Source organism: Sphingobium sp. FW305-3-2-15-F-TSA7, assembly GCF_058787155.1.
Genome location: NZ_JBYSZM010000025.1, coordinates 94331 through 103402 on the forward strand (window position 1 = coordinate 94331; position 9072 = coordinate 103402).

The 9072-nt window shown below is 60.4% G+C and carries 25 protein-coding genes; 9 read left to right on the plus strand and 16 right to left on the minus strand.

Going from position 1 to position 9072, the window contains the following annotated elements; translation table 11 throughout:
• Positions 1 to 43 precede the first annotated feature (43 nt).
• The 15 genes from AC3WN8_RS19515 to AC3WN8_RS19585 are packed head-to-tail and all read right to left on the minus strand — an operon-like array spanning position 44 to position 4900.
• Positions 44 to 487 carry a hypothetical protein gene (locus AC3WN8_RS19515; protein ID WP_492671140.1) on the minus strand — a complete coding sequence of 148 codons (444 nt, stop codon included), beginning with the start codon at positions 485 to 487 and terminating at the stop codon, positions 44 to 46.
• Positions 480 to 803, minus strand: a complete 324-nt coding sequence (locus AC3WN8_RS19520; protein ID WP_492671141.1) for a Ref family recombination enhancement nuclease — start codon at positions 801 to 803, stop codon at positions 480 to 482. Before AC3WN8_RS19520 ends, AC3WN8_RS19515 begins: the two co-directional genes overlap by 8 nt.
• A complete protein-coding gene (locus AC3WN8_RS19525; protein ID WP_492671142.1) occupies positions 800 to 1030 on the minus strand; it encodes a hypothetical protein in 231 nt (76 codons plus the stop codon). The genes AC3WN8_RS19520 and AC3WN8_RS19525 overlap by 4 nt, the downstream gene beginning before the upstream one ends.
• Positions 1000 to 1707 carry an ERF family protein gene (locus tag AC3WN8_RS19530; RefSeq protein ID WP_492671143.1) on the minus strand — a complete coding sequence of 236 codons (708 nt, stop codon included), beginning with the start codon at positions 1705 to 1707 and terminating at the stop codon, positions 1000 to 1002. The genes AC3WN8_RS19525 and AC3WN8_RS19530 overlap by 31 nt, the downstream gene beginning before the upstream one ends.
• Positions 1704 to 1838 carry a hypothetical protein gene (locus AC3WN8_RS19535; protein ID WP_492671144.1) on the minus strand — a complete coding sequence of 45 codons (135 nt, stop codon included), beginning with the start codon at positions 1836 to 1838 and terminating at the stop codon, positions 1704 to 1706. The genes AC3WN8_RS19530 and AC3WN8_RS19535 overlap by 4 nt, the downstream gene beginning before the upstream one ends.
• Positions 1835 to 2065, minus strand: a complete 231-nt coding sequence (locus AC3WN8_RS19540) for a hypothetical protein (protein WP_492671145.1) — start codon at positions 2063 to 2065, stop codon at positions 1835 to 1837. Before AC3WN8_RS19540 ends, AC3WN8_RS19535 begins: the two co-directional genes overlap by 4 nt.
• The gene (locus AC3WN8_RS19545; RefSeq protein WP_492671146.1) at positions 2062 to 2628 is read right to left on the minus strand and encodes a hypothetical protein; all 567 of its coding nucleotides are present in this window, start codon (positions 2626 to 2628) and stop codon (positions 2062 to 2064) included. Before AC3WN8_RS19545 ends, AC3WN8_RS19540 begins: the two co-directional genes overlap by 4 nt.
• A gap of 3 nt (positions 2629 to 2631) precedes the next feature.
• Positions 2632 to 3030 carry a hypothetical protein gene (locus AC3WN8_RS19550; RefSeq protein WP_492671147.1) on the minus strand — a complete coding sequence of 133 codons (399 nt, stop codon included), beginning with the start codon at positions 3028 to 3030 and terminating at the stop codon, positions 2632 to 2634.
• A complete protein-coding gene (locus tag AC3WN8_RS19555; RefSeq protein WP_492671148.1) occupies positions 3027 to 3191 on the minus strand; it encodes a hypothetical protein in 165 nt (54 codons plus the stop codon). Before AC3WN8_RS19555 ends, AC3WN8_RS19550 begins: the two co-directional genes overlap by 4 nt.
• Complete coding sequence (locus AC3WN8_RS19560; RefSeq protein ID WP_492671149.1) at positions 3191 to 3439, minus strand: hypothetical protein; 249 nt, start codon at positions 3437 to 3439, stop codon at positions 3191 to 3193. Before AC3WN8_RS19560 ends, AC3WN8_RS19555 begins: the two co-directional genes overlap by 1 nt.
• Positions 3436 to 3657, minus strand: a complete 222-nt coding sequence (locus AC3WN8_RS19565; protein ID WP_492671150.1) for a hypothetical protein — start codon at positions 3655 to 3657, stop codon at positions 3436 to 3438. Before AC3WN8_RS19565 ends, AC3WN8_RS19560 begins: the two co-directional genes overlap by 4 nt.
• On the minus strand, positions 3654 to 4289 hold the full coding sequence (locus AC3WN8_RS19570; RefSeq protein WP_492671151.1) for a hypothetical protein: 636 nt from the start codon (positions 4287 to 4289) through the stop codon (positions 3654 to 3656). Before AC3WN8_RS19570 ends, AC3WN8_RS19565 begins: the two co-directional genes overlap by 4 nt.
• A complete protein-coding gene (locus tag AC3WN8_RS19575; protein WP_492671152.1) occupies positions 4286 to 4429 on the minus strand; it encodes a hypothetical protein in 144 nt (47 codons plus the stop codon). Before AC3WN8_RS19575 ends, AC3WN8_RS19570 begins: the two co-directional genes overlap by 4 nt.
• Positions 4426 to 4692 (minus strand): hypothetical protein, encoded by a 267-nt coding sequence (locus AC3WN8_RS19580; RefSeq protein WP_492671153.1) that lies wholly within the window; start codon positions 4690 to 4692, stop codon positions 4426 to 4428. The genes AC3WN8_RS19575 and AC3WN8_RS19580 overlap by 4 nt, the downstream gene beginning before the upstream one ends.
• A gap of 1 nt (position 4693) precedes the next feature.
• Positions 4694 to 4900, minus strand: a complete 207-nt coding sequence (locus tag AC3WN8_RS19585; protein ID WP_492671154.1) for a hypothetical protein — start codon at positions 4898 to 4900, stop codon at positions 4694 to 4696.
• Positions 4901 to 5062: 162 nt separating this feature from the next.
• Here AC3WN8_RS19585 and AC3WN8_RS19590 point away from each other — a divergent pair, with 162 nt between their 5' ends.
• On the plus strand, positions 5063 to 5605 hold the full coding sequence (locus tag AC3WN8_RS19590; protein WP_492671155.1) for a hypothetical protein: 543 nt from the start codon (positions 5063 to 5065) through the stop codon (positions 5603 to 5605).
• A gap of 9 nt (positions 5606 to 5614) precedes the next feature.
• On the opposite strand, the gene AC3WN8_RS19595 is transcribed toward AC3WN8_RS19590, so the two are convergent.
• Positions 5615 to 6316: a S24 family peptidase gene (locus AC3WN8_RS19595; RefSeq protein WP_492671156.1), complete on the minus strand. Its 702-nt coding sequence runs from the start codon at positions 6314 to 6316 to the stop codon at positions 5615 to 5617.
• A 227-nt stretch (positions 6317 to 6543) separates the two neighbouring features.
• Between AC3WN8_RS19595 and AC3WN8_RS19600 the strand changes: the two genes are divergently transcribed.
• The 8 genes from AC3WN8_RS19600 (at position 6544) to AC3WN8_RS19635 (ending at position 8851) form a co-directional block, all read left to right on the plus strand.
• Positions 6544 to 6678, plus strand: a complete 135-nt coding sequence (locus AC3WN8_RS19600) for a hypothetical protein (protein ID WP_492671157.1) — start codon at positions 6544 to 6546, stop codon at positions 6676 to 6678.
• Positions 6678 to 7064: a hypothetical protein gene (locus AC3WN8_RS19605; protein WP_492671158.1), complete on the plus strand. Its 387-nt coding sequence runs from the start codon at positions 6678 to 6680 to the stop codon at positions 7062 to 7064. Before AC3WN8_RS19600 ends, AC3WN8_RS19605 begins: the two co-directional genes overlap by 1 nt.
• The gene (locus AC3WN8_RS19610) at positions 7065 to 7292 is read left to right on the plus strand and encodes a hypothetical protein (RefSeq protein ID WP_492671159.1); all 228 of its coding nucleotides are present in this window, start codon (positions 7065 to 7067) and stop codon (positions 7290 to 7292) included.
• A gap of 43 nt (positions 7293 to 7335) precedes the next feature.
• Entirely contained in the window at positions 7336 to 7707 is a 372-nt protein-coding gene (locus tag AC3WN8_RS19615; RefSeq protein ID WP_492671160.1) for a helix-turn-helix domain-containing protein, read from the plus strand.
• 130 nt (positions 7708 to 7837) lie between these two features.
• The gene (locus tag AC3WN8_RS19620) at positions 7838 to 7981 is read left to right on the plus strand and encodes a hypothetical protein (protein WP_492671161.1); all 144 of its coding nucleotides are present in this window, start codon (positions 7838 to 7840) and stop codon (positions 7979 to 7981) included.
• Positions 7981 to 8343, plus strand: coding sequence for a hypothetical protein (locus AC3WN8_RS19625; protein ID WP_492671162.1), 363 nt, complete (start codon positions 7981 to 7983; stop codon positions 8341 to 8343). The genes AC3WN8_RS19620 and AC3WN8_RS19625 overlap by 1 nt, the downstream gene beginning before the upstream one ends.
• On the plus strand, positions 8340 to 8663 hold the full coding sequence (locus AC3WN8_RS19630) for a hypothetical protein (RefSeq protein ID WP_492671163.1): 324 nt from the start codon (positions 8340 to 8342) through the stop codon (positions 8661 to 8663). Before AC3WN8_RS19625 ends, AC3WN8_RS19630 begins: the two co-directional genes overlap by 4 nt.
• Positions 8660 to 8851 (plus strand): hypothetical protein, encoded by a 192-nt coding sequence (locus AC3WN8_RS19635; RefSeq protein WP_492671164.1) that lies wholly within the window; start codon positions 8660 to 8662, stop codon positions 8849 to 8851. The genes AC3WN8_RS19630 and AC3WN8_RS19635 overlap by 4 nt, the downstream gene beginning before the upstream one ends.
• Positions 8852 to 9072: the final 221 nt, after the last annotated feature.

Genomic DNA, 9072 nt, shown 5'->3' on the forward strand with positions numbered 1-9072 from the left:
CGTAGCTCTAGGCAGTCGCGGTATTGATGCGCCTAGAGCGCGGTTATGCCGCCTCTCGCTCCGCTTCGCGGGTCAGGTCGGTGACCGGAACGCCAAGCCATTTCGAGAGTGTGGAAAATGCCCAGTCGATGAAGGCGGTGCGCTCCGGCTCCGTCATCTTCCCGAATGAGATGCTGTCGTAATTCTTGACGATCTCACCGCTTGGCAGGATCGTCTCCCCGTAGAGGCCCCGGCGATCCTTCAGGATCTTGTGGAGCATGCGGTCATCGATCGCGTCGCCTTCGCAGCGGTCGGAGAGCATGGGCGCTGCGATGCCCAGGACGATCCAGTAGAGCGCGATACGGCGGTTGTTGCCCTGGCTCCGGGTGATCTTGACCCGGACGTGCGATCCGTCGTCCAGCGCGGCCACAGCAGCTTGTGCGGCCGGGTTCGCGACGAACAGGCCGCCAAGCTTCTTCTGGAAGATCAGGGGCGGTTCATCAGCCATCGTTCGAAGCCCAAAGCTTGTCGGCGACCGCCAGAAGGTCGATCCCGTAGGTTGCGGTGAACCCGGCATGGCCCAACGCCTCGACGCTTTCGTGCGGGCCGAACTGGATCATGTGATGGCGCGGGCACAGCGGCACGACGCGTTCGTGCGTTCGTGTAAGGCGAGAATGCCCGTTACTTGTCACATGGTGGATTGTGGAAGGCATATCGCACACAAGGCACCCCATCTGCGCGACGCGATCGAAATGACGGCGTTCGGCAGCGGTCTTGGCCTTGCGGCGGCTGACCTTCATGGGGGTCTTGCGCGCGAGCATCATCCGCGCTCCCGATACTGGCGGTTCCGGTCGATCTGCTTGGCCCGGTATTCCGGATCGTGCCTGTAGCGGTCCCGGCGACGCTGGTTGCGTTCGTCACGGCGCTGGCGCGCTTCCGCCAAACGACGATCCCGATATTCCGGGTCGGTCGCATACCGCTTGCGGCGGTAGCGGTTTTCTATGTCGGCGCGGCTCATGATCAGCCAGCCGCCAGCGGGTTTTTCTGCCACGAATTATTGTCCGCGGCAGTCAGTTCATTCTTGATCCGCAGCAACAGCGCGTTCAGCGGTTCGAACTCGGCGGGCAGATCGATACCGCCCTCCATGAGCTGCGGGGCATCTCGGCGGACCTGCTCTAGCAGGGCGTCCGTCTCTTCCAGAGCGAGCAGTGCATCGAACTGGTCGCTGTCGCCGCAGCTGCGGACTTCGCGGTCGAATTGCTTCACAGCGTTCCAGAGCGCCGTCTTGCTCGGATATGGGCCGTCCAGCTTCACGCGCTTGGTAGGTTCCTGATCGGTCTGGCGAGGCGGTGATTTTGCCGCTGCGTTCCCGTCATCGTCCTCGGGGCAGACGCCGAACGCGGTCATCAACGAATAGCGCCGGGCATAGGTCAGCGCGGAGCCGTAGCCCTGCGCATCCTGCTTGCTGGCGGGCACGAACAGCTTGCCGAAACTCATCTGATCGCCGCCCTCGTGACAGACGATCGTCTCGACGCATACGCCGCCCTGCTGCTCGTGGTTGACCTGGGAGAAGAACAGGCCATGCTTGATCAGCGCGGGCTTGATCGCCTCGACGACGCTGGACAGGTCGGCATACTTCGATTTGAAATGCGGGTTGGCGCTGTCCTTCACCGCTCCCTCGATCTCGGGAAACGCCTTGGACATGGCCGCGAAAAGCGCCTTGCTCATTTCTCAAAACTCCTTGTGAAATATCGGGGCTCGTCGATCCAGCCCATGGGCTTCCGTTCGATCGGCTTTGGTGACAGGATCTTGCGAAGATCTTCGTCGCGTAGGCTGGCCATGTCGCGGGTGCGGTTCATGAGCGATTGCCCACGATATCGAGATCGGAGAGAGCGCCGTCGCCACGGCAGGCCCCATCTTCGGCATAATTCCATGCCGTGCCGGTCTTCGCCTCATCGTCGGTTTTCGGCGGGTTGTATTTGCAGACCCAGACCCGGCGACGCCCGCTCAATGTGCGCTCGTCCAGAACCCGGCCAGGAAAGCCGTGGCGCGTGACGACGGGCATGCTCCAGTTGATCGCGCTCACAACCCACCCCCAACTGACTGAACAGTTTCCATCGTCACCTTGCGAGAGACGGGAACAACACGGTAGGCGATGATGTCGGCTGGGGCCTGCCAATGGTCCCAGCGGAGCGTTCTGGGATGCCGGGATTTCCAAACCGCTTCGTCCCGGAATTTCACCTCGATAGGAAATCCTGCGTCTACCGGGCACTCACCGCCAGCCCACTCGATCCAGCCATCGTCATCAGCCTTCGCCTTGGCCTTCGGCAGCCAGCGGCCCAAAGCGTCGCGCTTCTGATCGGGCTTGCCAGCGAGGGCGAGCTGATCGGTTAGACGACCAATTTCCTCAAGCCTCTTCATCGCGACGGCGGAAAGTCCGTTGCGGTCATCGGTGAGCTGTCTGATCTTAATTGCCATTCGTTGCCCGGAGAGCCGAAGGTCCGAGATCGTCTTCAGGTGCCGCTTGACGCACAGGTCCACAGGCTCAGCGGGCGCGGGTTTGCCGCGAAGAAACCATCCGGCCGCCATACCGATCAGGCTGCCCGCTGCGCCGGATATGGCCCCGGCTCCAATGACTATGATATCCATGTCTCAGTCCTCTGATTTGGGGGTGGGGGTTGCGACATCTTCGACGTCGTAGGCGTGCCGAAAACCGGCTGTGCGACGAAGGAATGCATCCACTGTGGTCATGTGAAGCTTGCCCTTGCCGAAGACATTTCCGTCGGGGCTGACGAACTTGCGGGTGTAGAAAACGCGCCTCGGGAAACGGCCCGGCTTGAAGGTGTCGATGACCGTGAGGATCATTTCGCCTTCAGCGTTGGCAACGACATCGGTATCGCCGTAAGGTCCGCAGTTCTCGATGTGGACGCCGGGGCGCCAAGACTGGATTTCCTCGAACCCATCCACATTCAAGATCGTCACGACGCAGCGGACAAAGGGATAGCGGACGCGGAACACGTCGCCAGCCGAGGGAATGTCCAGCCCCGTCACAGCCCAAGCTCCACAGCCCGAGCTTCCTTCTCGGCGATCAGTATTTCGAGTTCGTCTGCTTCATCCTCATTGAGGCAATCAGCGAACATCAGTTCGAGATACCGTAAGTCCAGTTCTAGAACCGGCCAGCTAAGGTGTGCGTCTGAGTAGGGGAGCTGCATCACGAATGCTCCTCAATCCATGTGTCGATTTCCTCGATCACGCCTGCATGCGTCTTGCTGGTCACAGAGCGAGTGTCTTCCGGACCATCAAAATCCGGGTGAGTGGCCTGGAAACCACCGAGGAAATCGCGATCGATCCGCCAGCCGCGATAGTGGTCAGGCCATCCGCAATATTTGCAGACGTCGCCGTCAACCTCGTCCTCGCCACAGTTGGCGCAGCGGCCATTCTCGTCAGTGGTGATGCTCACAGCACTTCTCCATCAGCAATATCCTGATACCTGTCGCTCAGGGCTTGGAGGGCGTCAGCCATGGCGAGGCCGACGAACTCGGTTCCTTCGATCGCCTCGATTTCCGAAAGGACCGAGGGGATGTGAATGGCATCCAATGCGACCTGCGCAGCCCGTACCGCCTTCGCAGCGGTTTCAAGGTCAGCAGCTATCTGCCAAGGTTTGTCGCGCTGGGTCATGCGGCCCTCGCTTTTGAACTCGGCGCGTTCGCTTCGAATACGGCCTGCGGGAAGCCCGGTGGCGTGGCGCTGCGGAAATTCGCGCGCTCAGTGCCCGGGCCGGCCTTATGGATGCGATCATCAGGTATGGGCAGCATTGGGTCAGGCTCGCTCAGCCCCACAGGCATGATGAAGCCATTGAATGCCCAGACTGCCGTTTTCTTGGTGTAGTTCGCGGCCGGATCGATATGGGCGAACATCCAAGGGTGGAAATAATGATCCGGTTCGCGCCAATAGGTGCTGATGGTGCTGATCGGGTTTTCGATGAAGCCCGGAGCACCAGTCGCGTCGATCAATTCGGCCGAGCGCGCGAACAGTTCGATGCTGTCACGCAGCGCGTAGAGACCCTTCCCGCGGAACCAGCGCGCGCCACTGACGGCGACGTTCGTGCAAGGCGTGAAGGCGCACGCAAACGCGATCTGGCGACCAAGAGGCGGGATCCAGCGCAGCACGTCGGCGCCGACGAAAACAATGTTCCCGTCCCGCGTCTCGCCCTTCGGATGCTGGATATCGACGCAATAGCATTCGTATCCGGCATCAGCCCAAGGGCGGGCCATGATGCCCGTCTTGTCAAAGAGGAAGATCGCGATCATGCCGCAGCCGCGATTTCAAAGGCCGCGTTCAGCGAGTGACAGACCCGAGGATCGCGCGTCACGCCGTAAACGAAATACTCGCCGTCAAGCAGCCAGATTGCGCAACGGTCGTCGCGATAAATGAGCTTGCCCCCGCTCATGCCGCTTCATCCATCGAATGAGCGGCGATCTCATTGAACCGAGCCTTGAAAGCGCGATCCCAAGTACGGCACGCAGCGCACTGCGCATCATAACCAGCCATCAGCTCGTTGAACTTGGCATCGCTGACCGTGCGGTATGCGCCGAAGGACAGCGGCCCCGTGCTCGGCATTGCCGGGCGTTCGCCTATCTCGGCTTTCACCTGATCACCGATCGCTTGGAATTGCTCCTGCGTCAGTCTGGGGCGGGTGGTGATGGCGAGCATGTCAGGCTGCCCAGCCACGGAAGAAGCGGTTGTTCTCGACGGTGCGAGCCGCGACATCTGCCGACTGATAGGCAACCCGACCGGCGTACATGTAGCCACGCACGACGTAGCGGCCTTTGAAGCGGCCAGCGGTCAGCTGCTCAACGCGGGTCTGCTCGGGGCCGTAGCTCCCTTCCATGTTCGCGGTGCGGATAACCTTGTGTGCCATTTCGTCCTCCATCGGGCCGGGTCGGCTCCGTTGATGGGGACGATATAAGCAATCATGCCTAGATAGTCAAGCATAAAATAAGCAGGATTGCATAGATGCTGCTTACGCGTATTATGATGTCATGACTCCACATCGCCACAAAAATGCAGCAGGCTTCACCCCATGGGGCGGAAACGAATCGCAGCAGCGCTGCTCGCGGCATCGAGTTTTCTGGTGCTGGCTTTTTTCGGCTGGGGGCTTGAGCGGGCCTTTGATTGGCTCGCCGACCAGGGCGCGCTTGTGACTCAATTGGCACCAGAGGACATAGGAGGCGGCTTGGCGGTTATGCTGCTGGCGGCTGCAGCAGGTGTTCTTTTTTGGCCAAGTCCGAAAAGGGCGGGTAAATTTGATGCGCTTGCCGCTGAAGTACGCGAAACCCTTCAAGGGATTGAACTCGCTCGATCGGGAAATGCCCAAACGAGGGCGGCGGCATTGGCGCGGTCCGACGCAACTCGCGTCACTCTGGAGAAGGCCGGGTTTGCGACGCCGGTTCTTAGTATTGCCGATGATCCATCGAGAAAGATGAACTGGATTCAACACTACCTTTTTTCGATCGAGCCCATGCTAAGCGCGGGGCACGTACGAGAAGCAAGGGAATGTGCGGAGCGCATTTCATCTGAGATTGCAGAGCTTCGGAAAAAGCCCTCGCCTCGCATCGAGTCGTAGCGAACTGGCTCAAAGCCGCCGCGCAAACCAGACCGGACGCCCCATTATTGTGGTGTCGGTTTCCTCAATTTCGTATGATGAATATCGATCATTCGCTGAGAAAATCCGGTACCACCCTCGCCTCTGCGGAACTCGCTCCACCAATTTCACGACGTACCCATCGCCATCCCACAGGGCAAAAGAGCCAGGTTGAAGCGGATCTCGGTCCCTTCGGTCGATCAGGATTTGGTCGCCGTGCAGAAAATCCGGCGCCATACTGTCTCCACGAACATCGATCAGTTCGAAATCTGAGGGGCGCCCCCTTAACTCCTCCTCAATCAAACGACGTGGCAACTTTGCCACACTCATACCGCCCTCACCGGAGCCGCCGCCGCCCATTCCCCCATACGACGGGAGAACATTGACACTGACATAGTCGGTATGATCGGCCTCATCGCCGGTCGCCCAGCGCGGAAAACGCGGATAAGCATTCTTGAGTTTGTCGAGAGTTGGCTGGCTTAAGCGGCTGGTGGCAGAGCCATTCGCAGCTCGGTTTATTGTCGTGTTTGCCATTCCGGCCTTAGCGGCGATCCTGGCTATCGAATCACCACTCCATTCGACCAGTTCAAGCACCAGTCCTCTGTCTTCTTCGAGTCCGTCCATATCGGCTCGAATAGCAAAAATGCCTACGCTCGACGCTAAGCAAGATTGCTCTTGAATATAAGCAATCATGCCTATATCATGCCTGATATGGAACAGGACGACCCCGTATCCCGGCTGTACGCCCGCGCAAAATCTGCGGGGCAGTCCATGGCCGCCATTTGCCGCGAGGCCGGCATCGCTGAAACAACGCCTTCGCGGTGGAGGAATAACCGCAACGGGCCGACATATGACACTGTCCGCAAGCTCGACGCCGCGCTCGACAGGCTGATCTCGTCCGGACCCACGCAGGCCGCAGCATGAAAGCCGCCGAACTCGCATGGGCGAAGACGGTCAACCTGACCGATCCACGGGAGCCGCTTGAGCGCCGTCTGTGGGCCGCGACCGTCCTTCAACAGCATGGGCTGCTTTCCAAGAAAGAGGGACGGGATTGATGGGCGAAATTCGAACTTGGGGCGACAACCTTAACCAGCAGGCGCAGTTCGCAAACACCGTCCATCAGCAGGGCGGCATGTACAACACCGGCAGCCCAAACGCGCTCGCTCAGGCGCAGTTGGCCGCTCAGGCGGCGATGCAATGGCAAAACCCGCGCAACCACTTTCCCCCCACTACGGAGAACACCATGGACCGGAACCCCACCGATCGCGCAACTGCGCTCGAATGTCTGAAATGGGCAATCAATTCGCCCACAAAGGGACAGGATCTCAAAGCGGTCATTGCTCGCGCGGAATCCTATTACGCGTTCGTCACTGGTCAGCCCGAAGAGACGATGACCGACCGGGCCGTCAAGGCAGTGAGCGCCGCCCTCAAGGGCAAGTAGATGATCACCCGCGTCCTCCGTCTCCTCCTCGAACGTCGCCTGTTCCGTCTCGGACAGCGCACCGGAACACTCGTCCATGCAGGAGCATCTCCAAGCGGCAACGAGCCGTTCGATGATCCGGCGCACTTCGGCGACATGCCTTTGGTCGTCCACAGCGACGGCGGGGATTGGGGTGGCTGGGTTCATGCCCAACCAGATACCGACCATATTGGAGGGAATAATGGCTGAGCTATCGCCGAAAGCGCGGTATTCCATCGCGCAGCAGGGAGAGATGTTCCGGCTTGCCGAGCGCGATCTTGGACTGAGCATCGCCGAACTGGCCCGGCGCAGCGGCATTTCCAAATCCACGATCAAGGGCTGGCGCGACGGCTCCGCGATGCCTGCATGGGCATTGGGTGAGCTTGGCATTCCCGACGAGCTGGCAAGCCTCGTGCTTGATCCGTTCGGGAAGTTCGTCGGCACCGCTGGTGAGGATGACGGTGATCTTGACGCGCTGGCGACAAAGGCGAGCGAATTCCTCGCCGAATATTCCAAGGCCCGTCACCCCGCGAGCGCCGGAGGCATCCATATCGTCCCGCAGGAGCGGGCAGGGCTGACCGAGCTTCGGCAGGGGCTGCGCGCCCACGCGAGGAAGGCCGCCTGACCATGTCCGGGGGGATAGCTCCATATTGTCGCATCGACTTCGACATGTTCGGACGGATTGTCCGCGTCGAGCCTTTGCGCCGTGAGCTGATCCAGCCGATTCCATGCAACAACAAGGTGGAGGCCCGGCGATGCAACCGCTGATCCTGACCCATCAAATGCACATCGACGCGCTGGCCTTCGAACTGGACCAGCGCCTTGCCGCACGCAAGCTGCTGCGCCCACAGCGTCAGGCAGCGGCGATGCGCGGCGTTCGCAATCGGAGGTGGCGTTGATGCTCGACCTTCCGTTTCCACACAAGATCCTATGGCCGAATGGCCGCGGTCATCACATGGTCAAGCACCGCGAGAACAAGAAGCACAAGCAGTGGGCGCATGATGCCATGCTGGCCAGCCTCTCGCGTCACAAGATCGTTGATACCGGCCAGCGCTTCCACATCCTGGCCACCTTTTATCCGAAGCCGAAGACGACGCGCGCGATCGACAAGGACAACGCGAGCGCCAGTCTGAAGGCATATCAAGACGGTATCGCCGCCGCGCTCGGCATCGACGACGACCGCTTCGACGAGCCGCAGATCCTGTTCGGCGAGCGCGTGCCCAACGGCAAGGTCATCATTCTGGTTGGGGAGGCCATATGACACCCGAGATCGAAACCATCGCAACATCGCTGCTCAGAAAGATGACGTGTCCCGATGCTCATCGGTTCATCGTCGAAAATCTCGACCCGAGCGTTCAGTACAGCGCGATCGAGCGAGTGCGGAAGCGGCTATCGAAGCAGGGCAAGGCGTATCTTCGCCCTGTCCAGTACATCGAAGCGTCTCCCATTCTGGCGCCCCTCGACCGAGATGCGGCGCGCAAAGGGTCCGACAAGCTCCGCAAGGCGATATGGGCTTATCACGCCAAGCACGCGCCATCGGCTGCGGCACGGGAGAATTACGCCAAGGCTGCACGGCTATGACCCGGCGCATCCCTGAATATCGTCTCAAGGTCCACCCCTGGACGATGGATGAAGACGCCAAGCTCTGCGAGCACGTGGCCGAGGGCAATTCCATTGCGAGCGCCACCAAGATCCTGCCGGGCCGAACCCGTGGCTCCATCGCCGGCCGCTGGATGCGGCTCTCCGACTGGATGGAGGGCAGGGGGTGAGAGAGCCGGCGGCGATCATGCTTGATTTGGCCAAGGCAGGCTTGTCGCCGGAGCAGCTTGCGCTCGTCATGGAGTTGACGGCGTCGATGGGTAGTGTCGCGCAGCCTGCTCGTTCGAAGGGGGCTATCCGGACTGAACGGTATCGTCAGCGTCACAAAGCGTCACAAAGCGTCACATGTGACGAAAGTGACGCTTGTGACGAAACGCCCCCCCTTTCTCCC

Excerpts from the sequence above, each read along its gene's own strand:
- AC3WN8_RS19515 (WP_492671140.1), bottom strand. The coding sequence starts at position 487 with ATGGCTGATGAACCGCCCCTGATCTTCCAGAAGAAGCTTGGCGGCCTG.
- AC3WN8_RS19520 (WP_492671141.1), bottom strand. The coding sequence starts at position 803 with ATGATGCTCGCGCGCAAGACCCCCATGAAGGTCAGCCGCCGCAAGGCC.
- AC3WN8_RS19530 (WP_492671143.1), bottom strand. The coding sequence starts at position 1,707 with ATGAGCAAGGCGCTTTTCGCGGCCATGTCCAAGGCGTTTCCCGAGATC.
- AC3WN8_RS19535 (WP_492671144.1), bottom strand. The coding sequence starts at position 1,838 with ATGAACCGCACCCGCGACATGGCCAGCCTACGCGACGAAGATCTTCGC.
- AC3WN8_RS19545 (WP_492671146.1), bottom strand. The coding sequence starts at position 2,628 with ATGGATATCATAGTCATTGGAGCCGGGGCCATATCCGGCGCAGCGGGC.
- AC3WN8_RS19555 (WP_492671148.1), bottom strand. The coding sequence starts at position 3,191 with ATGCAGCTCCCCTACTCAGACGCACACCTTAGCTGGCCGGTTCTAGAA.
- AC3WN8_RS19565 (WP_492671150.1), bottom strand. The coding sequence starts at position 3,657 with ATGACCCAGCGCGACAAACCTTGGCAGATAGCTGCTGACCTTGAAACC.
- AC3WN8_RS19570 (WP_492671151.1), bottom strand. The coding sequence starts at position 4,289 with ATGATCGCGATCTTCCTCTTTGACAAGACGGGCATCATGGCCCGCCCT.
- AC3WN8_RS19575 (WP_492671152.1), bottom strand. The coding sequence starts at position 4,429 with ATGAGCGGGGGCAAGCTCATTTATCGCGACGACCGTTGCGCAATCTGG.
- AC3WN8_RS19580 (WP_492671153.1), bottom strand. The coding sequence starts at position 4,692 with ATGCTCGCCATCACCACCCGCCCCAGACTGACGCAGGAGCAATTCCAA.
- AC3WN8_RS19585 (WP_492671154.1), bottom strand. The coding sequence starts at position 4,900 with ATGGCACACAAGGTTATCCGCACCGCGAACATGGAAGGGAGCTACGGC.
- AC3WN8_RS19590 (WP_492671155.1), top strand. The coding sequence starts at position 5,063 with ATGGGGCGGAAACGAATCGCAGCAGCGCTGCTCGCGGCATCGAGTTTT.
- AC3WN8_RS19595 (WP_492671156.1), bottom strand. The coding sequence starts at position 6,316 with ATGATTGCTTATATTCAAGAGCAATCTTGCTTAGCGTCGAGCGTAGGC.
- AC3WN8_RS19600 (WP_492671157.1), top strand. The coding sequence starts at position 6,544 with ATGAAAGCCGCCGAACTCGCATGGGCGAAGACGGTCAACCTGACCGAT.
- AC3WN8_RS19605 (WP_492671158.1), top strand. The coding sequence starts at position 6,678 with ATGGGCGAAATTCGAACTTGGGGCGACAACCTTAACCAGCAGGCGCAG.
- AC3WN8_RS19610 (WP_492671159.1), top strand. The coding sequence starts at position 7,065 with ATGATCACCCGCGTCCTCCGTCTCCTCCTCGAACGTCGCCTGTTCCGT.
- AC3WN8_RS19615 (WP_492671160.1), top strand. The coding sequence starts at position 7,336 with ATGTTCCGGCTTGCCGAGCGCGATCTTGGACTGAGCATCGCCGAACTG.
- AC3WN8_RS19620 (WP_492671161.1), top strand. The coding sequence starts at position 7,838 with ATGCAACCGCTGATCCTGACCCATCAAATGCACATCGACGCGCTGGCC.
- AC3WN8_RS19625 (WP_492671162.1), top strand. The coding sequence starts at position 7,981 with ATGCTCGACCTTCCGTTTCCACACAAGATCCTATGGCCGAATGGCCGC.
- AC3WN8_RS19630 (WP_492671163.1), top strand. The coding sequence starts at position 8,340 with ATGACACCCGAGATCGAAACCATCGCAACATCGCTGCTCAGAAAGATG.
- AC3WN8_RS19635 (WP_492671164.1), top strand. The coding sequence starts at position 8,660 with ATGACCCGGCGCATCCCTGAATATCGTCTCAAGGTCCACCCCTGGACG.